The 20,916-nt window shown below is 71.2% G+C and carries 21 protein-coding genes; 7 read left to right on the forward strand and 14 right to left on the reverse strand.

The genetic code is table 11. The features are described 5' to 3' along the window. Window positions 1-18: 18 nt before the first annotated feature. On the reverse strand, window positions 19-1,308 hold the full coding sequence (locus ACFQGL_RS31310) for an adenylosuccinate synthase (RefSeq protein WP_377516265.1): 1,290 nt from the start codon (window positions 1,306-1,308) through the stop codon (window positions 19-21). Window positions 1,309-1,430: 122 nt separating this feature from the next. Between ACFQGL_RS31310 and ACFQGL_RS31315 the strand changes: the two genes are divergently transcribed. Together ACFQGL_RS31315 and ACFQGL_RS31320 are read left to right on the forward strand one after the other, a co-directional pair. Next, the gene (locus ACFQGL_RS31315) at window positions 1,431-2,552 is read left to right on the forward strand and encodes a diacylglycerol kinase family protein (RefSeq protein ID WP_377516266.1); all 1,122 of its coding nucleotides are present in this window, start codon (window positions 1,431-1,433) and stop codon (window positions 2,550-2,552) included. 71 nt (window positions 2,553-2,623) lie between these two features. Beyond that, window positions 2,624-5,077: a MinD/ParA family ATP-binding protein gene (locus tag ACFQGL_RS31320; RefSeq protein ID WP_377516267.1), complete on the forward strand. Its 2,454-nt coding sequence runs from the start codon at window positions 2,624-2,626 to the stop codon at window positions 5,075-5,077. Between the two features lie 49 nt (window positions 5,078-5,126). On the opposite strand, the gene ACFQGL_RS31325 is transcribed toward ACFQGL_RS31320, so the two are convergent. Further along, on the reverse strand, window positions 5,127-5,555 hold the full coding sequence (locus ACFQGL_RS31325; protein ID WP_377516268.1) for a DUF3151 domain-containing protein: 429 nt from the start codon (window positions 5,553-5,555) through the stop codon (window positions 5,127-5,129). 245 nt (window positions 5,556-5,800) lie between these two features. On the opposite strand from ACFQGL_RS31325, the gene ACFQGL_RS31330 reads away from it, so the two are divergent. Next, window positions 5,801-6,994: an LOG family protein gene (locus ACFQGL_RS31330; protein WP_377516269.1), complete on the forward strand. Its 1,194-nt coding sequence runs from the start codon at window positions 5,801-5,803 to the stop codon at window positions 6,992-6,994. A 120-nt stretch (window positions 6,995-7,114) separates the two neighbouring features. Here ACFQGL_RS31330 and fbaA read toward each other — a convergent pair whose 3' ends face one another. Further along, window positions 7,115-8,140 (reverse strand): class II fructose-bisphosphate aldolase, encoded by a 1,026-nt coding sequence (gene fbaA, locus ACFQGL_RS31335; protein WP_377516270.1) that lies wholly within the window; start codon window positions 8,138-8,140, stop codon window positions 7,115-7,117. A gap of 161 nt (window positions 8,141-8,301) precedes the next feature. Beyond that, window positions 8,302-8,685 (reverse strand): phage holin family protein, encoded by a 384-nt coding sequence (locus ACFQGL_RS31340; protein ID WP_377516271.1) that lies wholly within the window; start codon window positions 8,683-8,685, stop codon window positions 8,302-8,304. A 121-nt stretch (window positions 8,686-8,806) separates the two neighbouring features. On the opposite strand from ACFQGL_RS31340, the gene ACFQGL_RS31345 reads away from it, so the two are divergent. Continuing rightward, window positions 8,807-9,019 (forward strand): hypothetical protein, encoded by a 213-nt coding sequence (locus ACFQGL_RS31345; protein WP_377516273.1) that lies wholly within the window; start codon window positions 8,807-8,809, stop codon window positions 9,017-9,019. 4 nt (window positions 9,020-9,023) lie between these two features. Here ACFQGL_RS31345 and ACFQGL_RS31350 read toward each other — a convergent pair whose 3' ends face one another. Together ACFQGL_RS31350 and ACFQGL_RS31355 are read right to left on the reverse strand one after the other, a co-directional pair. Beyond that, window positions 9,024-10,088, reverse strand: a complete 1,065-nt coding sequence (locus ACFQGL_RS31350) for an LCP family protein (RefSeq protein ID WP_377516274.1) — start codon at window positions 10,086-10,088, stop codon at window positions 9,024-9,026. Between the two features lie 2 nt (window positions 10,089-10,090). Continuing rightward, complete coding sequence (locus ACFQGL_RS31355) at window positions 10,091-10,570, reverse strand: SigE family RNA polymerase sigma factor (protein ID WP_377516275.1); 480 nt, start codon at window positions 10,568-10,570, stop codon at window positions 10,091-10,093. 182 nt (window positions 10,571-10,752) lie between these two features. On the opposite strand from ACFQGL_RS31355, the gene ACFQGL_RS31360 reads away from it, so the two are divergent. From ACFQGL_RS31360 to ACFQGL_RS31370, 3 genes are all read left to right on the forward strand, one after another. Continuing rightward, window positions 10,753-12,336: an LPXTG cell wall anchor domain-containing protein gene (locus ACFQGL_RS31360; RefSeq protein ID WP_377516276.1), complete on the forward strand. Its 1,584-nt coding sequence runs from the start codon at window positions 10,753-10,755 to the stop codon at window positions 12,334-12,336. 207 nt (window positions 12,337-12,543) lie between these two features. Beyond that, window positions 12,544-14,109: an LPXTG cell wall anchor domain-containing protein gene (locus ACFQGL_RS31365; RefSeq protein WP_377516277.1), complete on the forward strand. Its 1,566-nt coding sequence runs from the start codon at window positions 12,544-12,546 to the stop codon at window positions 14,107-14,109. A 121-nt stretch (window positions 14,110-14,230) separates the two neighbouring features. Next, on the forward strand, window positions 14,231-15,052 hold the full coding sequence (locus ACFQGL_RS31370) for a DedA family protein (protein ID WP_377516278.1): 822 nt from the start codon (window positions 14,231-14,233) through the stop codon (window positions 15,050-15,052). A 167-nt stretch (window positions 15,053-15,219) separates the two neighbouring features. Here ACFQGL_RS31370 and ACFQGL_RS31375 read toward each other — a convergent pair whose 3' ends face one another. From ACFQGL_RS31375 to ACFQGL_RS31410, 8 genes are all read right to left on the reverse strand, one after another. After that, window positions 15,220-15,597: an ArsR/SmtB family transcription factor gene (locus ACFQGL_RS31375; protein WP_030332125.1), complete on the reverse strand. Its 378-nt coding sequence runs from the start codon at window positions 15,595-15,597 to the stop codon at window positions 15,220-15,222. A 57-nt stretch (window positions 15,598-15,654) separates the two neighbouring features. Next, the gene (pyrE, locus tag ACFQGL_RS31380) at window positions 15,655-16,194 is read right to left on the reverse strand and encodes an orotate phosphoribosyltransferase (protein ID WP_377516279.1); all 540 of its coding nucleotides are present in this window, start codon (window positions 16,192-16,194) and stop codon (window positions 15,655-15,657) included. Window positions 16,195-16,362: 168 nt separating this feature from the next. Continuing rightward, window positions 16,363-17,172: an SDR family NAD(P)-dependent oxidoreductase gene (locus ACFQGL_RS31385; protein WP_377516280.1), complete on the reverse strand. Its 810-nt coding sequence runs from the start codon at window positions 17,170-17,172 to the stop codon at window positions 16,363-16,365. Window positions 17,173-17,181: 9 nt separating this feature from the next. Next, window positions 17,182-17,835, reverse strand: a complete 654-nt coding sequence (locus tag ACFQGL_RS31390; RefSeq protein ID WP_377516281.1) for a hypothetical protein — start codon at window positions 17,833-17,835, stop codon at window positions 17,182-17,184. 72 nt (window positions 17,836-17,907) lie between these two features. Beyond that, the gene (locus tag ACFQGL_RS31395) at window positions 17,908-18,807 is read right to left on the reverse strand and encodes a hypothetical protein (RefSeq protein WP_377516282.1); all 900 of its coding nucleotides are present in this window, start codon (window positions 18,805-18,807) and stop codon (window positions 17,908-17,910) included. 91 nt (window positions 18,808-18,898) lie between these two features. After that, window positions 18,899-19,513: a DUF4178 domain-containing protein gene (locus ACFQGL_RS31400; protein ID WP_377516283.1), complete on the reverse strand. Its 615-nt coding sequence runs from the start codon at window positions 19,511-19,513 to the stop codon at window positions 18,899-18,901. 82 nt (window positions 19,514-19,595) lie between these two features. Then, complete coding sequence (locus ACFQGL_RS31405) at window positions 19,596-20,453, reverse strand: hypothetical protein (RefSeq protein WP_377516284.1); 858 nt, start codon at window positions 20,451-20,453, stop codon at window positions 19,596-19,598. Window positions 20,454-20,522: 69 nt separating this feature from the next. Further along, the gene (locus tag ACFQGL_RS31410) at window positions 20,523-20,903 is read right to left on the reverse strand and encodes a hypothetical protein (RefSeq protein ID WP_377516285.1); all 381 of its coding nucleotides are present in this window, start codon (window positions 20,901-20,903) and stop codon (window positions 20,523-20,525) included. Window positions 20,904-20,916 lie beyond the last annotated feature (13 nt).

The following is a 20,916-nucleotide window of genomic DNA, read 5'->3' on the forward strand; positions in this document are numbered from 1 at the left end:
GGTGGGGGTGGGGGTGGGTTAGGGGAGGAGGGGGTGTAGTTGGACGTTTTCGTCTCGGCCTGGGCCTACGCCTACGACGCTCACTCTTGTGTTGCAGAGTTCCTCTACGCGGGCGATGTAGCGGCGGGCGTTCTCCGGCAGGTCCTCAGCGGTACGGGCCTTGGTGATGTCCTCCCACCAACCGTCGAGCTCCTCGTACACCGGGGTGGCGTGGTGGAAGTCGGTCTGGCTCATCGGCATGTCGTCGACCCGCTGACCGTTGATCTCGTAGCCGACGCAGATCGGCACCTTGGGCAGCCCGGTGAGCACGTCCAGCTTGGTGATGACCAGGTCGGTGACGCCATTGAGGCGGCAGGCGTACCGGGCGACCACCGCGTCGAACCACCCGCACCGGCGCTCCCGCCCGGTGGTGGTGCCGTACTCCGCGCCGATCTTGCGCAGGTGCGCGCCGTTGGCGTCGAACAGCTCGGTCGGGAACGGCCCGGAGCCGACCCGCGTGGTGTACGCCTTGCTCACCGCGATCACCTGGTTGATCGCGGTCGGCGGGATACCCGCACCCACGCACGCGCCGCCGGCCGTCGGGTTGGACGACGTCACGAAGGGGTACGTGCCGTGGTCCATGTCGAGCATGGTGGCCTGGGCACCCTCCAGCAGCACCGTCTCGCCGCGATCCAGGGCGTCCCAGAGCATGGCGCGGGTCTCCGCGATGTACGGCTTGAGCCGCTCCGCGTACTCCAGGTACTCCTCGACGGTCGCCTCAAGGTCGATGGCCTTGCGGTTGTAGACCTTGAACAGCATCTGGTTCTTCTCGCGCAGTGCGAGTTCCAGCTTCTTACGCAGGATGCCCGGGTCGAGCAGGTCCTGGAGTCGGATGCCCATCCGGGCGACCTTGTCGCCGTACGCCGGGCCGATGCCGCGGCCGGTGGTGCCGATCCGAGACGAGCCGAGGTACCGCTCGACCACCCGGTCCAGTGCCCGGTGGTGCGGCATGATGAGGTGCGCGTCACCGGAGATCCGCAGCCGGGACACGTCGACGCCACGCTCGGCCAGGCCGTCGATCTCGGCGAGCAGCACCTTGGGGTCGACCACCACACCGTTGCCGATGATGATCATCGCGCTCGGTGAGAGTGCGCCGGAGGGCATGAGGTGCAGGGCGTACTTCTGGCCGTCCGGGGTGATCACCGTGTGCCCGGCATTGTTGCCACCGGAGTAGCGCACGACGTAGTCGACCCGCTCACCCAGCAGGTCGGTAACCTTGCCCTTGCCCTCGTCGCCCCACTGAGCGCCGATGAGCACGATCGCTGGCATCTTTTCCGCCTCCAGAAGGCTCGGGTGCCAGGTGGCGACCGGTTGGCGAGCCCGGGGTGTCAGGTTAACAAGTAGTGACGGCGCGGCCGGCAGGGGTCGCGCCGAGAGGCAGGAGGCCTTCCGTGTACGACGTGGTGCTGCTCACCCTCGGTTCGGAGCGGGACGCTCCCGGGGGCTGCGGCAGCGGCGGAGCCTGCTGCGGCGGTGCGACCAAAGCCGACACCGGCACGACGACGGCAGCCGACACCGGCGCGACGACCGGGGCCGACACCGGCACGACGACGGCAGCCGACGCCGGCACTACGACCGGGGCCGACACCGGCATGGCCGGGGCTGACGCCGGCACGACCGAGGCCGACCGGTGCGTCACCGAGCGACCCCGCGTACCGGTGCTGACCTGCGCCGATGCGTTGATCGCCCGGGGTGCCCGGGTGGAGACGGTCACCGCGCGATCGGATGCGGAGATCGACGAGGTGTTGGCGCGACTCGACGGCCCGCCCCGCCCGGACGGTCTCGCCTGGCCCGACCCGGACGGCAAGACCCGGCTGGTCGTCGCCACCGCCAGCGACGGGCAGTTGCGCGCCGTGCTGCGCCGGCTGGTCCGGCGGTACGCGCCACCGCCGAGCCGCCGTCCGGCGGATCTGCCCGGTGACCGGACGCTGCCCGATCTGCCGCCGGTGGCCGTACTCCCGCTCGACCCCGCACGTGGCGGCACCCACCGCGACCTGACCGCGCAGCTCGGGCTGCCTCGCGACCCGGCGGCGGTGGCCGCCGCCGTGCTGGACGGAACGCCGCGTCGGCTGGATCTGCTGCGCAACGACGGCGGCTCGGTGACCTTGGACGGCGCTCTGCTCGGCGCGGCCGACGACGCCGGCCGGCCACTGCACTGGCGGGCCCGGGTGGAGGTGGACGACACCATCCTCACCGACGGCGACGAGCCGCTGCTGGCCTGCGCGATCGGCAACGCCGGCGGTTACGCGACGCTCGACGACGTGACGCTGCTGGCCGCGCCGGACCCGACCGACGGCCAGGTCGAGGTCGCGGTGGCCGTGCCGGTGGTCGTCCGCTCCGCGCTGGGTCGGAAGCGGGTACGCCTGGAGGTGCGCCGGGCTCGCGGACGGGCCGTGTCGGTGCTGCCCAGGGAGGGCAAGGTGCCCTACCTCGACGATGGTGTCGAGGGCGAGCTGACCCGCAAGCGGTCCTGGTGGATCGAGCCGGGCGCCTGGGCGGTCTGGTCGATCTGACCCCGGCTGCGCCGACCGGCCGTCGTCGGTCAGTGGGCCTATCCTCGCAGGAGGACTGGGGAGGGACCGTAATGGACGAGAACGCCGACCGGGCACAGGTGCCCGGCCAGCAGCCGGTGCCGGAGCGGGACATCGAACCACTCTGGCCACCGGATCCGGCCGATGCTGGCGCGGGCGGCGCGGTGCCGCCCTGGGCTTCGGTCGCCGAGCGGCGGGGTGCCCCGCCGTCGGCCAGCCCGTTGTCGTCGGTGACACCGCCGGTGGTCGTGCCGCCGACCGGCCGTCCACCGGTTCCCGGGCAGCCCGGCGCCGCGGCCCTGCCCCCGCCGTCGCCATCCGACTACCCGTCGCTCACCGGCGCCGTGCCGGCACCCGGCTGGGGTGCCACCGGGCCGTCCGCCTCGGGTTGGGCTCCGCCGCAGCCGAGCTGGACGCCGCCCGCCGACCCACCGCCGACGCCGGCACCCGACGCTCCCGGTCCGACGGCCGGCGACACCCCGCCCACGCCGCCGACCACCGACGCCGCGCCGGCCACCGCCGCTTCCGAGGGCGCGAGCAGCGCGGCGGCGAGCACCGTGCCCGTGGACGGCGATCCGGGCGCGGGTGGCGTGCCCACGCCGCCGACGGTGGCGGGCGGGGTCGACCTGGACCTGCCGTTCTCCCTGGACCGTCCGGCCGCGACCGCCACGTCACCCGACCGCCCGGCCTCGACCGACCTCGCAACAGCCACGCCCCCCGACCGCCCGGCCTCGACCGACCTCGCAACAGGCGGGTCCGCGACAGCCGGCCCTGCGACGGCCGGGCCCAGCACCGCCGGCTCCGGGACGGAAGACGACGCAACGTCCGGGCCGCGCACCGCTGGCACTGGCACGGCAGACGCCGCGACCGCCGAGCCCGCGGCAGCCCAGCTCGGAACAGCCGAGCCCGGGACCGCGGCCACTGCCGCGGCCGAACCGGCGTCCGCCCAGGGTGACGGGTCCGGCACCGGGGACGACGCGCCCGGCGTCGGAACGGCCCGGCCGGCCACCGAGTCGCCCTGGGCGTATCCGCCGCAGCGGACGTCCGGTGCGGCCGGCTCGGCGCACGAGGAGGCGGCTGCCGGCACGCCGCCGATCCCCGCCCCGCCACAGCCGCAACCGCAACCGCAACCACCGCACCCCGGTGTGCCGGCCGTTCCTCCCCCCGGCCCCGGCCAGACGTACCCCGGCCAGACCTACCCCGGCCAGACCTACCCCGGCCAGACGTACCCCGGCCAGACCTACCCCGGCCAGACGTACCCCGGCCAGACCTACTCCGGTCAGGCCGGCCCCGCCCCGGCCATCCCCGGCCAGGCCGGCCCGGTGCCGCCGCCCCCGCCGCCGCCCGACCCGACGCAGTTCGGCGGCCTGCCGCACGGCGGTCCGATGCCGCAGCAGGGTACGCCGACGACCCCGCCGCCCGGGCCGTTCCCGCCCTCCCCGGGCTGGTATCCGCCGCCCTGGCAGCAGGGGACGCCCGGCGCCGCACCGACGTCGCCGCAGCCGTACCAGGAGGCCGAGGGGGTGGCCCGGGTGCCGTCGACCGGTTACCCGGACGCCACCTGGACACCGGAGACCACCGCCGCGCCGACCGCCGAGGACTTCGCCCGGCGCCGGCAGGTACGGCCCGCCGATCCGGTGGCCACCATGGGCGTCCGCGCCGTGGTCAACAAGATGGGGCTGCTCCGGCTGGCGCCGGGGCGGCACGAGCAGGAACTCAAGCGGGACATCGAAATGGTGCGCCGCAACTTCGGCGGGCTGCGGCAGGTGACCGTGGTCAACCCGAAGGGCGGCGCCGGCAAGACGGTGGCCATCCTGCTGCTCGCCATGACGTTCGGCCAGAAGCGCGGCGGGTACGTGCTGGCCTGGGACAACAACGAAACCCAGGGCACCCTCGGGATGCGGGCCCAGCAGGACTTCCACTCCCGCACGGTGCGGGACATGCTGCGGGACCTCGGGCAGTTCCAGGGTGCGCACGGGCGGGTCGGCGACCTGTCGCAGTACGTCCGCTCGCAGGGTGAGGGGATGTTCGACGTACTCGCCTCGGACGAGTCGGCCACCGGTGGCGAGATGCTCACCGCGGCCGCGTTCGCCGAGATCCGCGAGGTGGTCAGCCGGTTCTACAAGTTGATCTTCGTGGACACCGGCAACAACGTACGGGCGCAGAACTGGCAGGCCTCGATGGACGCCACCGACCAGTTGGTGGTCACCATGTCCGCCCGTAACGACTCGGCGGAGACGGCCGCCCGGATGCTCGACCACCTGGAGCAGAGCGGCCGGCAGCGGCTGGTCCGACAGGCGGTGACGGTGGTGTCGATGCCGCCGTCCCGCAAGGAGATCGACCTGCCGGCCATCCAGGAGCACTTTGCAGCACGGACCAGGGCGGTGTTGCTGGCCCCGTACGAGCGGCTCATCGACAGCGGTGAGCCGATCCGGTACGGCGGGCTCTCGTCGGCCACCCGGGACGCCTGGCTGAAGATCGCCGCCGCGGTCGCCGAAGGGCTGTGACCGCCGACGGTCGGGCCGGCACGATGCCGGACCGACCGCCGGGACGGTCTCAGATGCTGGCCAGCGCGTCCGCCGCCGCCGGGTCGCAGTCGCGCAGGAACTGGGCGCAGCGGGCCGCCTCGTCGGCCTCGCCGATCTCGTCGGCGGCCCGGGAGAGCACGTAGAGGCAGCGCAGGAAGCCCCGGTTGGGCTCGTGCGACCACGGCACCGGGCCGTGCCCCTTCCAGCCGCTGCGGCGCAGCTGGTCCAGGCCACGGTGGTAGCCGGTGCGCGCGTAGGCGTACGCCGTCACCACCTGGCTCTGCGCGAACGCCCGCGCCGCGAGCTCCGCCCAGGCCGCGCTGTAGGTCGGGAAACGGGCCGCCACCTCGGCGTACGCCTCGTCGGTGCCGGCCTCCTCGGCGGCGGCCAGGGCGGCGTCAGCCTCGTCGTGCGCGGGAAGGAGGGTGGCCGGTGGCTCTGGCAACAGGTTCTGCATCGTCCCATTCAACCCGCTGGACGGGGCGACACGCGAGCGGGTCGGCCGACGCGCTCGGCTGAACGGCTGAGGAGTTGGTCACGCCTGCGGCCTATGCCACTGCCAGGTGTTTTCCACTACAACTATTGGTCCGGAGCCTCCCCAGGACCCGGTTATGCAGGAGCCCGGTGGCCACAACCGCCGGGCTCCTGTCTTTTCCCCAGCCCGAGGTTTGGCCGGCCCCCCGGCAGGGGCAGGATGGCCCGGTGCCGACCCCACCTCCCGCGGACGTCATCGAGCCGCAGCTGCACACCAACGAGATCCAGACTCAGGACGAGTTCGATCGGCAGCTGGCCACCGGCCGTCTGACCGGGCTGACCGTGCAGGGCCTCCGCCTCGACCTCGCCCCGGTGCCCGACCTGACCGGCGTCGAGGTCACCGGGACCCTCTTCGTCGGGTGCCGGTTCGCCTCTCGGGACGTCGGGGCGGACCTGGTCCGGCGCGGCGCGAACGTGGTGCCGCCGTTCTCCGGGCTGCCGTACCCGACCCAGCCGGCGCACCTCTACGCGCCGGAGGATCTGGCCGCCGGGTTCGCCGAGGGCGGGTTCGCCGGGATGTACGACACCCGGGTGTACGAGCACTACCGGGCGCACGGCGGAGCGCTGCCGGACGTCAAGGAGGCACTCGGTCAGCGGCTGCACGACCACGGCGTGGACAACGCGCTGGCCGACGCCACCCGGGCCTGGCTGGCCGAACACGGGCCGCAGTCGGTGGTGGGCATCATGGGCGGGCACGCGGTGCTGCGCGGCAGTGCGGCGTACCGGATGGCGGCCGTGCTGGGTTGGGAGCTGGCCCGGGCCGACCGGCTGGTGGTGACCGGCGGCGGTCCCGGGGTGATGGAGGCGGCGAACCTCGGCGCCTACCTGGCGGACCGGCCGGCCCAGGAGTTGACCGCGGCGATCGACCTGCTGGCCACCGCGCCCGACTTCACCGACCACCACCGCTACACGGCGACGGCGCTGACGGTCCGGCAGCGGTACGCGGGCGTGCCCCGGCCGCGCGGTGTCGACGCGGGCTGGGCGCGGGCCGGTGGGCTGGCAATCCCGACCTGGCTGTACGGGCACGAGCCGGCGAACCTGTTCGCCGGACGGATCGCCAAGTACTTCTCCAACGCGATCCGGGAGGACACCATCCTGCGGCTCGCCCGGGGCGGCATCGTCTTCGCCCCGGGGCGGGCGGGGACGGTGCAGGAGGTGTTCCAGGCGGCCACCAAGACCTACTACGGCACCGACGGCACCAGCGGCGCGTACGTCTTCCTGGACCGCGACTACTGGACGCGGGAGCTGCCGGTGGAGGCGCTGCTGCGCCCGCTGCTGGCGGCCTCCCCGTTCGGCGACCTGTCGGCGACGATCCACCTCACCGACGACGTCCAGGAAGCCGTGCGCCTGCTCACCGCCTGAAGGAAGGGCACCTTGTTATCGGATTTTGCATAGCAAGGGTCCCTTGCTAACGGAACGGGCCTGAGCTGAAACGGCGACGGCCGGCTCCCCGAGGGAGAGCCGGCCGCCGGTGGCGCGTCGTTACTTGGTCATCGTGGTGCCGGTCGAGCGCAGGTGCTCGCACGCCTCGACGACCCGGGCGGCCAGGCCTGCCTCGGCGGCCTTGCCCCAGGTACGCGGGTCGTACTGCTTCTTGTTGCCGACCTCGCCGTCGATCTTCAGCACGCCGTCGTAGTTGCGGAACATGTGGTCCGCGACGGGCCGGGTGAAGGCGTACTGGGTGTCGGTGTCGATGTTCATCTTCACCACGCCGTAGTCCAGCGCCTCACGGATCTCGCTCAGCAGGGAGCCGGAACCGCCGTGGAAGACCAGGCTGAGCGGCTTCTCCTTGCCGTACTTGGCGCCGACCGCGTCCTGGATCTGCTTGAGGATCTCGGGACGGAGCTTGACGTTGCCCGGCTTGTAGACGCCGTGCACGTTGCCGAAGGTCAGCGCCGCCATGTAGCGGCCCTTCTCGCCGAGGCCCAGCGCCTCGACCATGGCCAAGCCATCGTCGACCGTCGTGTAGAGCTTGTCGTTGATGGCGTTCTCGACGCCGTCCTCCTCGCCACCGACGACGCCGACCTCGATCTCAAGGACGATCTTGCCCCTGGCGGCCTCGTCGAGAAGCTGGGAGGCGATCTGCAGGTTCTCCGCCACCGGCACGGCCGAGCCGTCCCACATGTGCGACTGGTACAGCGGCTCCTCGCCGCGCTTGACCCGCTCCTGCGAGATGGCCATCAGCGGCCGGACGAATCCGTCCAGCTTGTCCTTCGGGCAGTGGTCGGTGTGCAGCGCGACGTTGACCGAGTACTTCTTGGCCACCTCGTGCGCGTACGCGGCGAACGCCACCGCGCCGGTGACCATGTCCTTGATCGAAGGGCCGGACAGGTATTCCGCGCCACCGGTGGAGACCTGGATGATGCCGTCGCTCTCCGCGTCGGCGAAGCCCTTGAGCGCCGCGTTCAGCGTCTGGGAGGAGGTCACGTTGATTGCGGGGTACGCGTACCGGCCAGCCTTGGCGCGGTCCAGCATCTCCGCGTAAGCCTCGGGGGAAGCGATGGGCATGTTGAACGCTCCTTACTTACCACTCTCGGCCGTGCTGGCCGCTGTTCTTCATTTGTGCGCCGGACCGCGCTGTCCTCCGCCCGGCAGTATCCCGTAGCTGAGGTGCGGCGGAACAACCGACCCGGCCCGCACCAGCCGGACGGGGCGTGCCGGGAATCCGGTCACCGGTTGTCCAGGCGGTCCGGAACGACGACGCTGATCAGCCAGGTGACCACGGTCATCACGATGGCTCCCCAGAACGCGGCCCAGAAACCGTCCACCTGGAACGGCAGGTCGAGGCCGCGCGCGATCCGGTCGGTCAGCAGGAACAGCAGCGCGTTGACCACCAGGGCGAACAGGCCCAGGGTCAGCAGGTAGAACACGCAGCCGACCACCTTGATCACCGGCTTGAGCACCGCGTTGATCACGCCGAAGATCAGCGCCACCACGATCAGCGTCAACACGGTGTTGCCACCCGAGCGGCCGTTCACGTCGACCCCGGGCACGATGAGCGTGGTGACCCACAACGCGACCGCCGTGATCGCCAGCCGGATGAGGAAGCCCACGGCCCCATCCTGGCACCGGTCCGGCCGCCGAGGGTGCATTCCGCCGACTCGGCTTCCCGGCGCGCTGCCGGCGCAGCCCGTACGGTGGGTGGGAACCGTGCACCGAGCCCCGGGAGGGACGATGGGTCAGCCCGATGAGGACTTCATCCCCGGTGACCACCTCGACCCGGCCGAACGCGACCCCGAGGCGGAGCCGGCCGACGCGGTGGAGCAGGCTGCGGTGGTCGGCCCCGCCGACGGCGACACCGAGCCGCACCGCGGCCTGGAGGTCGACGACTGGGACGCGATGGAGCAGGCCCGGGTGGTCACCGGCGACGAGGACGACTACCGCTGACGGTTCAGCGCGGGCTGTCGACCAGCTTCGGGTGACGAGCCGACCAGTCACCGAGCCGGTCGTCGCGCAGCGCGCCGAAGAACTCCGGGGCGAGCTTCGGGTCGGGAATCAGGCGCGGACGCGGCCCGAGGGGCTCGGTGACCGGCAGGCGGAGCCCGACCGGCTCCAGTGATCCCAGTGTGGGCACGAGCCGCATCAGGTCGAGCATGGCGGCCCGGTCGGGCGACACCAGGAGATCCGGGCCGACGGTTCCCAGCAGCGTGGCGAGCCGTACCGGGTTGGTGAGCACACCCTGTTCGGTGGCCTGACGGACCATGCCGGCGGCGAACAGCCGGGCGTTACGGTCTCGATCCTGGATGCCCCAGGTCATGCCATACCGCTGGCGAAGCAGGTCGACCGACGCCGTGCCGTCGAGACGCTGGCAGCCGGCGGGAAAGACGCGCTTGGTGTGGACGGAGCGCACCCGCTCAGGCAGGCAGACCGGCACACCGTGCACGGCGTCGGTGAGTTTGCGCAGTGCGGCGTAGGTCAACACCACCCCGGCGTCCACCTCGGCCCCGGTCAACTCGGCGACCGTACGCCGGGTCAGCTCATATCCCTTGGCCATGTCCGGCCGGGTGAACCCGGCGCCGAACGCGAACGTGGCGTTCAGCTTGTCGGTCCCATGGCCCGGGATCGGCACGCTCAGGTCACGCGGGAACGAGATGAGGTACGGGCGGCTGTGGTCGGCCGGGATGTGCAGCAACAGCACCGAGTCTGCCCGCGACGCCTCCCTCCCGTTGCCGTCGATGCCGAGCAGGAGAATGTTCACCGCATCCGTCGGCACCGGACGCGCCGACTCGCTGATCAGGTCGGCGGCCTGCGGTGGCCCGGCGCGCTCGGGTGTCAACAGGGGTACCCCGAGCCCCAGCACCCCGAGCAGGGCCAGTGCGGTGCCACCGGCCTGCCAACGTCGGCGACGCCGCCGTCGGCCGACCACCAGCCGGTCGATCGCGGCCCGCAGCGGGCCGGTCGACGGAGTCAGTGACTCGTGCCGAGCGAAGGCGGCACGCAGGTCGTCCTCAATCATGTTCACGCCTCCACGTACTCGGCCCGGAGCGTGGCCAGGGCCCGGGAGATGGACGAACGTACGGTCCCGACGGCGCAGCCGAGAATGTCGGCGATCTCAGCGTCGGGCAGATCCTCGTAGTAGCGCAGCACCAGGGTGGCGCGTTGTCGGCGCGGCAGCCGGGAGAGCCAGGACCAGACCTGGTCCCGGTCCACGGCGGACTGGGCGTGATCGGCGGGTGCCGGCACCGCCTCGTCGGGTTCCGCGCGCAACAGCACCCGGCGCATCCAGGAGCCGCGCCGCCAGTCGACGTACTGGTTGGTGAGCATCCGGCGTACGTAGCGCTCGGGAGAGTCGGCCCGGCTGACCCGTCGCCAGTTGAGCTGAACCCGGACCATCGTCTCCTGCACCAGATCCTGCGCCTGGTGCGGATCGCCGGTCAGCATCACCGCGTACCGCAGCAGCGGGGCCAGTCGCGTGTCCGCGAACTCCTCGTACGTCACTGCACCTCCCGAGGTTCCTGACTCAGATGACGGGAGTGGACCGACCGAACGTTGCGGTGCTGCCGATCAACCTTTCGGACTGTCTTGGCCCTTGGGGGTGTTCGGGGGCAGCCGCCGACCTTAGCGAGTCCTTAAGATCCGCAGGCTCCACCTGAATCCCCTGCACAGGAGGAAACCCCTTCATGCTCACCCATTCCACCCGGCGTTGGCTCGCCGGACTGGGCGTAGCAGGCGCGTTCGTCGCAGCCTCCGCCAGCCCGGCCATCGCCGCCGAGGCCCCCTTCGAGATCGAGACGCACGATCTGCTCGTCGCGCCCGGCCACTCGGATTACGGCTACTTCTTCGCTCAGCCGACGGATCACGAGTCCGAGCCGAAGTTCGGCAAGACCTCCGTGGACGTCGACTTCTCCGCCGTCGCGGACTTCGCCACGCTGGAGCCGGCGTGGGGCTGGACCTGCGACGTGTCGACGACCAAGCTGCACTGCGAGATCGACGTCGAGGAGGGGCAGTCGCCCTGGTTCGACTACCTGGTCACGGGTAAGGACGACGCGAAGCCGGGCCAGAAGGGCGACCTGAAGGTCAGCGTCACCTCCGGTGCCAAGACGGTCAGCGCGACGGCCGGCGTCACCATCGCCGAGGGCGTTGACCTGGTGAGCGACCCGACCACCGAGGGCAGCGGTGCCCCGGGCACCCGCGCGGGCCTGCCGGGTGTCGTGCGCAACGCCGGCGAGACCGCCATTGATGGCACCGTCCTCGTGGTGCAGGCCGAAGAACTCGCCGCCTACGGTGGCGACTACTCGAACTGCAAGTCGGACGAGTGGGGCATGGTCGCCTTCTGCAGGTTCGACACGAAGATCGAGCCGGGCAAGTCGTACAAGCTTTCGGAGGACCTGCCGATCAAGGTGTCCCCGAACGCACGCACGGGCGCCAAGTTCCCGGTCGCGCTGGACTGGTGGACCACGGACGACTGGGACCTGGCGTTCAAGGACTGGTACCAGGACGAGGTCAAGCCCGGCAAGGGCGAGAAGCTTGCTCTGGTCGCGCAGCCGACGCAGCTGGCGCGGGTGCCGCAGACCGACCTGGACCAGATGAACAACTTCACCGTCGGCACCGTCCAGGTGACCGGCGACAACCAGGCGGACCTGGCGACCAAGGGCGCCACCGCGAGCGGCAAGAAGGGCGACGTGGTCAACGTCGCGCCGAGCTTCACCAACCTCGGCCCGGCCGTGCTCGAGTACCAGGGCCAGTCGACGCCGGGCATCCGCCTGGAGGACCTGCCGATCCGGATCACGGTCCCGGCCGACACGACGGCGGTCGAGGCGCCCTACGACTGCGTGCCGTTCACGCCGAACGCCGAGTGGGACCCGTGGGACGCGGCCTGGGGCGAGCCGGGTGCCAAGGAGTACGCCTGCCAGGTCCTTGAGACCTGGAAGGACTACGAGACCAACTACCAGTTCGCGCTCCGCATCGACAAGGTCGTCCCGGACGCCTCCGGTGTCATCACCACCAAGCTGGTCGGTGACCCGAACAAGAGCAACGACACCGCGAAGATCGTCATCAACCCGACCAACGCTGGTGGCGGCAACAACGGTGGCGGCAACGCTGGTGGCGGCAATGGCGGTGGCGGTCAGGGCGGTGACGGCCCCTCCCTGCCGATCACCGGCCAGTCCACCGGCCTGATCGCCGGCCTCGGCGCCCTGCTGCTCGCCGCGGGCGTCGGCGGCTACATGGTGGCCAAGCGCCGCCGGACCCGCTTCGTCGCCTGATCCACCCGCACCACCGGTGCCCCGCCGACCACCCGGTCGGCGGGGCATCGTCGTTACGGCCCGTCACCGACGGGCCGAACGTTGCGGCGATGCCGATCATCCTTTCGGCTTGTCTTGACCCTCGGGCGGTGCTGGAGGCGGCGGCGATCCTTAGAAGTTTCTTAAGATCCACGGGCTCCACCTAATCCCCTACTGGAGGAACCCCTCATGCTCACCCACTCCACCCGGCGCTGGCTCGCCGGACTGGGCGTAGCAGGCGCGTTCGTCGCAGCCTCCGCCAGCCCGGCCGCAGCGGCTCCGGCGGCCGAGTTCGACCTGTACTTCCAGGACGTCACCGTCGCCGCCGACTCGGCGGGCGTCATCCGGGGAGCGGCGGTGTTCGGCTCCGAACCGGCCGTCCTCAACGAGGTCACCGTCCGCTACGACTACCGCTCACTCGCTAGCAAGATCACCTTGGCGGGCGATGTGGGCAATGACTGCTCCGCCGACGGCGACGCGGTGTTGGTGTGCACCGAACACTCCCCGCTCGTTGTCGACGAGAACTTCGGGGGATTCCCTGGGGGCGTCGTTATCGCCCCGACCGACAAGGCAGCCACCGGCGACGCCGGTGCACTGAAGATCAGCCTCCAGACCGCCGGTAAGGAGGTGGCCAACCACACCTCACAGATCCGGATCGCCGAGGGCGTTGACATCGCGGCTGGCCCCGACACCACGGTGAAGGCGACGCCCGGCGGCGCGTTCCAGGCTCCGTTGACCGTCCTGAACGTCGGCAAGACCGACGTGTTGGGCGTGGTGGCGTTCTTCGACACCGACTACGGCATCCGGACCGAGGAGCGATTCAACAACTGCTACTACGACGAGGACTTCCTGCTCGCCTGTGAGTTCGACGGAATCCCGGCGGGCGAGGGCGGCACGGCGACCCTCAACTACGAGCTGGCCAAGGACACCTACGCACCGGGTAGCCAGTTCAGCGGCATCTGGCTGATGACCCCGACGGACTTCGAGGAGCTCAACGGCGTACGCAAGGCGGCCGGCGCCGGGGCGACCCACCGCGGCACTGGCAAGGCCCTGGCGCTGACCCCGGTGCCCGGCAAGCGCGGTGCTCGCGCCCTGCAGACGGACGTGGACCCCACCAACAACCAGAGCAGCGTGACGGTTGAGGTCACCGGTAAGAACGGTGCTGACCTGGCGGCCGTCGGTGCCACGTTCACCGGGGCCAAGGGCGCGGTGGTCACCGCCGCACTCGGCTTCCACAACAATGGGCCGGCCACCCTGGATCACCTTCGTTCCGAGTCGGACGTCACCTTCGTGGACGTGACGGTGCCTTCCGGTACCACCGCGGTCGAGGTGCCGTTCGAGTGCGCACCGCGTACCGGCAAGGACGCCGAGTGGGGCGAGGCCGGCACCCCGGGTGCCGCCGAATACCGCTGCTACCCGGGGCCGTTCGCCCCGGCGGGCGAGGAGTTGACCGGCGAGTTCAAGTTCCGCATCGACAAGGTCATCGCCAACGCCGCCGGCACGGTCAAGGTCAACGTGCCGTGCGAGTGCGAAGGCGGCTTCTACGCCGACCTGAAGCCTGCCAACGACACCGCGAAGATCCTGGTGAACGCGGCCGACGGCGGCAACGGCGGCGGTCAGGGTGGTGACGGCGGTGCCCTGCCGATCACCGGCCAGTCCACCGGCCTGATCGCCGGCCTCGGCGCCCTGCTGCTCGCCGCGGGCGTCGGCGGCTACCTGGTGGCCAAGCGCCGCCGGACCCGCTTCGTCGCCTGATCCACCCGCACCACCGGTGCCCCGCCGACCACCCGGTCGGCGGGGCACCGTCCGTTGCGCCCGCACACGGGTGGTTGAGGCCCGGTCCGGCGCAGCACGAGACTGGGCTTCGGTACCCTTTGTGGCCGTGGACACAGCTGAGAAGACCCGGGCTCTCACGGAGAGCGTCGCCCTGAACCCGCTCGATCCCAAGGATCTGCTGCAGACCTTCGGGCTGATCGGCGTCTGGGTGATCCTCTTCGCCGAGACCGGCCTGCTGGTGGGCTTCTTCTTCCCCGGCGACTCGCTGCTGTTCCTCGCCGGGGTGGCCGCCTCACCGGTGGCCGACGCCATCTTCGGTGACGGCACTCGACTGTCCCTGATCGGCCTGCTGATCGGCGGGCCGATCTGCGCGATCGTCGGCGCACAGCTCGGTCACTGGCTCGGCGCGCGGTTCGGCCGGCGGATGTTCGAGCGGCCGAACTCCCGACTGTTCAAGCGGGAGTACGTCGAGAAGGCGGAGTACTACTTCCAGAAGTTCGGCCCGGCGAAGGCCGTGGTCCTGGCGCGCTTCATCCCGATCGTCCGGACGTTCCTCAACCCGGTCGCGGGCGCCCTCGGCATGCCGGCCCGTCAGTTCCTGCTCTGGAACATCGTCGGCGCGGTGCTCTGGGTGGACGGCATCCTGTTGATCGGCTATCTGCTCGCGGACCAGATCTACCAGGCCATCGGCGACAAGATCGACCACTACATCCTGCCGGTGGTGGCCCTGATCATCGTGATCTCGGTGCTGCCGATCTTCTTCGAGTTCCTGCGCGACCGTCGGGCCCGCAAGCGCGGCGAGGCGGTCGCGGTGGTGGCGGCGGCCAGCGCCGTCGGCGCGGTGGAGGCGGTCCGCGAGTCGTTCGACCACGAGAAGCACCCGCACGACGGTCGGCGTCCGGAGCACGGCCAGGAGCACTGAGGCGGGCACGACGACGGCCGGCCCCCTGGTGAAGGGGGTCGGCCGTCGTCATGTTGGCCCGGCCTCCGGCGGTGCGGCCGGGGACGAGCATGTGTCACTACCGGTGGCGCCACCCCTGGCTCGCCATCGGACACCATCCCGGCGCGGGACGGTGTGCAGCGCCTATGTCAGCGGGCCTTCTTGGTGGCCCGCTTACGCGGCGGGGTCAGCAGGTCGGCGATCGTCGCGATCGCACTCGGGACCAGGCTGTAGTACGCCCAGACACCGCGCTTCTCCCGCTGCAGCAAGCCCGCCTCGGTGAGGATACGCAGGTGATGACTGACCGTCGGCTGAGAGAGGCCGAGCGGCGCCGTCAGGTCACAGACGCACGCCTCGCCCTCGGGGGCCGACTGGATCAGGCTGAGCAGCCGCAACCGAGCAGGATCGGCGAGGGCCTTGAGGACCCCCGCGAGACGCTCGGCATCGGCACGTTCGATCGGCTCGCCGTTAAGCGGCGAGATCTGAGGCATAGTCATTTCGGCCAACGCAGTTCCCACGTATTCCATCCTTCCACCAGCAGCATCGATCCGCCTGCATATCAGCAGATCCGAATCGGTAAACTTTTACGCCACAAGGCCGAGGTCAGCCAACGTATAGGCCGCCCGGTACGGCAATCCGGCGGCTCGCACCGCGTCGCCGGCACCTCGATCAACAATAACCGCCACGCCCACGACTTCGGCCCCGGCCTCGCGAAGCGCCTCGACCGCAGTCAACACACTTCCGCCCGTCGTGGACGTGTCCTCCACCGCCAACACCCGACGGCCGGCCACCTCCGGTCCCTCGATCCGCCGCTGTAGACCGTGCGCCTTGCCCGCCTTGCGCACCACGAAGGCGTCCAGGGCACGACCGGCCGGAGCGGCGGCGTGCAGCATCGAGAGCGCGACAGGGTCCGCGCCCAAGGTGAGCCCACCGACAGCGTCGTACTCCCAATCGGCGGTGAGGTCGAGCAGCACCCGACCGACCAACGGAGCGGCCTGGTGATGGAGCGTGACGCGCCGCAGATCGACGTACCAGTCTGCCTCGCGCCCCGAGGAGAGCACGACCCGTCCGTGGACCACAGCCAGGTCGGTAATGAATTTACGCAGGTCGTCGTGGTCCCCCATGGCGATAGAGGTTACTGCGCAAGTCTGAACGCCGTGTGCGGGGTCCACCCTGATCAGCCCAGCGGGGGACCGATGGTTGGCGATGTACGGCTACGCTCAGCGACCGGGCTGGTTGCGGCGCGCCAACGGCGCGCGAAGGTGCCGGCGGAGCGGCCGGGCCGTACGGGCTCAGTGCTCGTCGCGACCGATCCGGCCGCGGGTGTCCCGGGCGACCGCCTGGAGCAGCCGGCGGGGGGCGTGCCGCAGACCGGCAACGGCCACCTTGTACTTCCACGCCGGAATGCTGACCAACTTGCCTTTGCCCAGGTCACGCAAGGCTTCTGCGACCACATCCTCGGCCCGTAGCCACAGCCATTCGGGCGTCTTCGACATGTTGATGCCGGCCCGCTCGTGGAACTCCGTACGGGTGTAGCCGGGGCAGAGAGCCATCACGCGGACACCGAAAGGCCGCGCGGACTGGCCGACGGACTCGCTGAAATTGGTGACCCACGCCTTGCTGGCCGAGTAGGTCGACCCGGGCATCACTGCGCCAAATCCTGCGACCGAAGAGACATTTATCACTGCCCCGTCGCGCCGTTCGGTCATCGGGCCCAGGGCCGCCAAGGTCAGTCGCATGACCGCGTGCACGTTGAGCCGCAGCAGACGAGCCTCGGCCTCGGCGGAGGAGCGGAGGAACGGCTTGTTCAGGCTGATGCCGGCGTTGTTCACCAGCAGGTGCACCGGGCTTCCGCCAGTGAGCCGCTGCTCGACCGTGGCGCAGCCGTCGTCGGTGGACAGGTCCGCCGAGATGGTCTCCACCTCGCGGCCGTGCCGGGAACCCAACTCGGCGGCCAGGTCGGCCAGTCGGGTCGCGTCACGGGCGACCAGGATCAGGTGCCAACCATCCGCGGCCAGCCGTCGGGTGAACGCGGCACCGATCCCCGCGGTGGCACCGGTGATCAGTGCCCGCCGCTCGCTGGTCGTGGGGTCGAGCGTCACGGGCGGTCCTCACCTGGGCGGGTACGGGGGCGCGGCGGGCGCCTGCGGGGCGTGCGGAAAGGCGGACGGAGCGAATGGCACGGTCGGTGTCGGGGGACGGCGCCGACCGAACCAGGCGTTCGCCGCCGGCAGGGCCAGCAGCGTAGCTACCACAAGGTAACCGAGCCCCTGTCCAACCGAAAGCCCGGCGTTGAGCGGAATCCACCACGACGGGTACGCGTCGGCGACCAGACCCAGCAGCTCGGAGGTGGCCCGCTCGTCGGCGCCCAGCCGCAGCGGAGCTGCCCGCTCGCCGACGAGCACCGCGACGCTGCAACAGCCCGCCAGCAGGCCGAGCCCGCAGACCACCCAGGTGGCCACCCGGACGCCGGAGCGACCGCTCAACAGCCCGAGTGCCAGGCCGGCGAGCAGCGGCGCCGAGAGCGCGGCCACCACCGCCGAGAGCGCCGCGGACGCGCGGAGCAGGGCCGCCACACCGTCGATCTGCTGCGGTGTCGCCGAGGTGTCCCGGGCGGCGGAGCGGAACTCGTCGACCGTCCGGCCCAGCACCACCAGGTCGACGACGGTGTACGCGAGTGCGGCGACCGCCATCGCCAGCAGCACGGCCGTGGCCAGCAGGACCACGGAGGACCGGCGGGGCGGTGCCGATTCCGGGTACGACACGACGAATCCCTCCGGTAGGCGTCGGGTTGCAACCTACTCGGAGGGATCGTCGGCGTCGTGCTTATCGAGCGGTCAACTCGCGGCCGGCGGCGTCGGACCGGGGCGATCGGCCGGCGGCGTGTCGTCGGGCCGGTCCGCACCGGTCGGTCCCGAGGGTCCGGCGGACGGCGGAGCCGACGGCGGCTGGTAGCCCGGCTGCGCCGACCCGGGTGCCTGGCCCGGCGTCGTCGGGTAGCCCGGCTCGCCACTCGACGGGTAGCCCGGCTCGCCGCTCGACGGGTAGCTCGGCGCGCCGCCGCTCGACGGGTAGCCCGGCTCAGCCGAGGTCTGCGGGTAACCCGGCTGGCCACCCGGCTGCGGGTAGCCGGGGTAGCTTGCGCCCGGGGTCGGCGGCTCCCAGGTCGTGGCGGGCTTGCGGAAGAACTCGTTGGCCTTCGGCAGCGCCAGCAGGATCAGCGCGGCGAGCAGCGCGAGGAGGCTGATGACACCGAGCAGCAGGCTGACCGGGGTGAGCCAGGACGGCAGCGCCTCGTCCAGCCGGCGCTGGATCTCCTCACCGCTCGGCATGTCGCTGCCACCGCCGCCGGTGCTGGTGAAGCTGCCGGCCGCACCGCTGACCAGCCCGCCACCCGTGCAGCAGACCATGATGCCGCCGACGATCCAGGTGGTGATCCGGGCACCGTTGCGGCCCTGGTTGTTGAAGAGCGCCAGCACGCCCAGCACCACGGCGAGCAGCAGGAGCAGGATGCTGCTGCCGAGACCGAAGGCGAAGAAGAAGTCCGCCACCTGTTCGGCGCCTTCGGCCGTGCTGCCCGCGTACGCCTCGCGGAGCGCGTCACGGGTCTTGCCGATGGTGGAGAGGGTGAGGATCAGACTGATTACCTGGCACGCCAGGAACAGGAAGAGCAGGTAGCTGGAAATCGTCACGATGGATGGCCGCTGGCGGGCCGGCGTGCTCTGGGAATCGACCACGATTCTCCTTCCCTAGATCGCGCACACACCGTATCGACAACCGGCCACCCTGGCATGCCGTGGCAACCCCGGCATGTCCGTCGACTCCGACTCAGCGACCCTCGGCCGTGGGTTGGATCGCCAGCTCAGCGGAATCGAGCAGGTCCCCGCGGGACACCCTCCAACCCTCTTCGCCGTACGCCTCGAAGGCGAGCCGCGCGGCGCCCCCGGACTGGTAGTCGTGGTAGCGCATGGTTCCGGCCGGTGACAGCCCGGTCTCCCCGGTGGCGGTGTAGCGCGCCTGCCCGGACTCGGACCAGGTGTAACGCCGCCCGCCGAGGTCGATGGTCGGGGCACCCGGGGTGACCGTCGCGCCCGGCTCGCCGGTCCAGAGCACCAACTCCGGGTCGGGACCGCCCTCCACCGAGAGCCAGTGGTCGGTGCCGGTGCCTCCGTCGAGCAGGTGCTGCACCCAGCTCCAGTCCCCCTCCACCAAGCGGAGGGTGCCCCGTACCGCGTACTCCATGTCGCGGATCCGCACGCGGTCGCCCGGGGCCAGGCGGTGCGGGCCCCCGCGCAGCGTGTCCGCCGCCCGGCCGCGCGCCGGCCGTCCGGCGGACGATGCGTTGCCCGAACGGGCCGCCGCCCGCCGCCGGGCCCGCATGACGATCAGGACCACGGCCAACGCGAGTACGGCCACCACCAGGTACGTCACCGATGCGTCCACCCGACCACCTCCCCAGGTACGTCGGCGCGAACGGTAACAACGCTCGGCACCAGCACGGCTCGCGTTGTGGCCGAAAGCTCAGCTACCGGGGAGGCTCCGGTGCGTCGCCGGGCGGAACCGGCGACAGCGTGGACTCGGGTCCGCCTGGCGGGGTGGTGGACGCCGACGGCGTCAGATGCGCGGCCGGATCCGGACAGATCAGGTAGCCGGGCGGGACCTGCTGGCCCGACGGGAGGAAGCCAGGCGTGCCCTGCCACGGCAGCACGAGGGGGTAGGCCGACGGCCAGCCCATCGCGGCGGGGGCGGGCGGCGGCTTGCTGGGTGCGGTACCCGGCACGAACCAGCGGTTGGCCGGTGGCAGTGCCAGCAGCAGGACCACGGCCGCGCTTAGCGTCAGGACGAGGAGCACGCTCAGCCCGGCCACCGGGATGAACAGGTCGCCGAAGGGGTCGGCCGCGGAGTAGAGCGCCTCGAAGAACTCCGACTCCGGCCACTCGTCCTCGGAGTCGATCGTCGTCGGGTCGACCTCGGTCGGCACGCTGGTCAGCAGCGGCACGAGGAATCCGCCGGAGCAGCACTGGGCGAAGCAGACCAGCAGTTGGGTGCCGCTGGCCACGAAGACCAGGATCCGTGCGGTGTTGAGGCCGCGCCGAACCGGGCCGGCCGTGGCCACCAGCCACATCGCGAGCAACACGGCGGGTACGCCGATGACCAGCGTCATCGCGATGTTGCCTCGCCGTTCGCCAGTCACCTCGGCCGGGTCGGCGTCCGGTACGAGCTGCGCGGCGCGGGTGATCTGACCGTCGAAGTGCACCGCCTCGGCGACCGCCAGCCCGGCCAGGCCCAGCAGGATCAGCACCAGGGCCAGTTGCAGCCAGAAGGCGATGGTCACGGTGACCGGGCGGGGCGGGCGTACCGGCGCGAGTGCGGGCGGGCTCATGGCCCGCAACGTACGGAAGCGCGGCAACCGCGGGTAGCCCCGTTCGGGCGGCCTCGGCCAGCGAATGGATCACGCGATTGCGAGCCGCTCCGTGGCATAGCCGCCGAGCGTGGTGCGTCCCAGCACGCAGCCGACGAAGGTGGTGAACTCGGTCGGGTCGTCCCGCAGCGACGTCCACGCCGCTCGGGCTTCAGTCGGGTCGATGCGCTCCAGCAGCGTGGCCGCGTACGCCCGGCCGGCCGGTGAGCCCTCGGCCAGCAGCCGGTCGAGCTGCCGGCGTACCTCCTCGGGGTGGTCGTCGAGGGCGGCCTCGACCCGTTGGTAAGCCTCGGTCACCGGCAGGAGCGTGCCAGCGAACCCAACCCCACCGAACGCCAGCGTGTCGGCCGAGACCAGTTCGTCAACGGCCGCGCGCAGTTCCCGCTTCCACGTCTCCCCAATACCGAACACACCCCCATCCTTT

This window comes from Micromonospora vulcania (assembly GCF_042658605.1).
GTDB lineage: Bacteria > Actinomycetota > Actinomycetes > Mycobacteriales > Micromonosporaceae > Micromonospora > Micromonospora vulcania.

Excerpts from the sequence above, each read along its gene's own strand:
- ACFQGL_RS31405 (WP_377516284.1), bottom strand. The coding sequence starts at position 20,453 with ATGAGCCCGCCCGCACTCGCGCCGGTACGCCCGCCCCGCCCGGTCACC.
- ACFQGL_RS31375 (WP_030332125.1), bottom strand. The coding sequence starts at position 15,597 with ATGGAATACGTGGGAACTGCGTTGGCCGAAATGACTATGCCTCAGATC.
- ACFQGL_RS31310 (WP_377516265.1), bottom strand. The coding sequence starts at position 1,308 with ATGCCAGCGATCGTGCTCATCGGCGCTCAGTGGGGCGACGAGGGCAAG.
- ACFQGL_RS31365 (WP_377516277.1), top strand. The coding sequence starts at position 12,544 with ATGCTCACCCACTCCACCCGGCGCTGGCTCGCCGGACTGGGCGTAGCA.
- pyrE (WP_377516279.1), bottom strand. The coding sequence starts at position 16,194 with ATGGGGGACCACGACGACCTGCGTAAATTCATTACCGACCTGGCTGTG.
- fbaA (WP_377516270.1), bottom strand. The coding sequence starts at position 8,140 with ATGCCCATCGCTTCCCCCGAGGCTTACGCGGAGATGCTGGACCGCGCC.
- ACFQGL_RS31325 (WP_377516268.1), bottom strand. The coding sequence starts at position 5,555 with ATGCAGAACCTGTTGCCAGAGCCACCGGCCACCCTCCTTCCCGCGCAC.
- ACFQGL_RS31345 (WP_377516273.1), top strand. The coding sequence starts at position 8,807 with ATGGGTCAGCCCGATGAGGACTTCATCCCCGGTGACCACCTCGACCCG.
- ACFQGL_RS31320 (WP_377516267.1), top strand. The coding sequence starts at position 2,624 with ATGGACGAGAACGCCGACCGGGCACAGGTGCCCGGCCAGCAGCCGGTG.
- ACFQGL_RS31350 (WP_377516274.1), bottom strand. The coding sequence starts at position 10,088 with ATGATTGAGGACGACCTGCGTGCCGCCTTCGCTCGGCACGAGTCACTG.
- ACFQGL_RS31360 (WP_377516276.1), top strand. The coding sequence starts at position 10,753 with ATGCTCACCCATTCCACCCGGCGTTGGCTCGCCGGACTGGGCGTAGCA.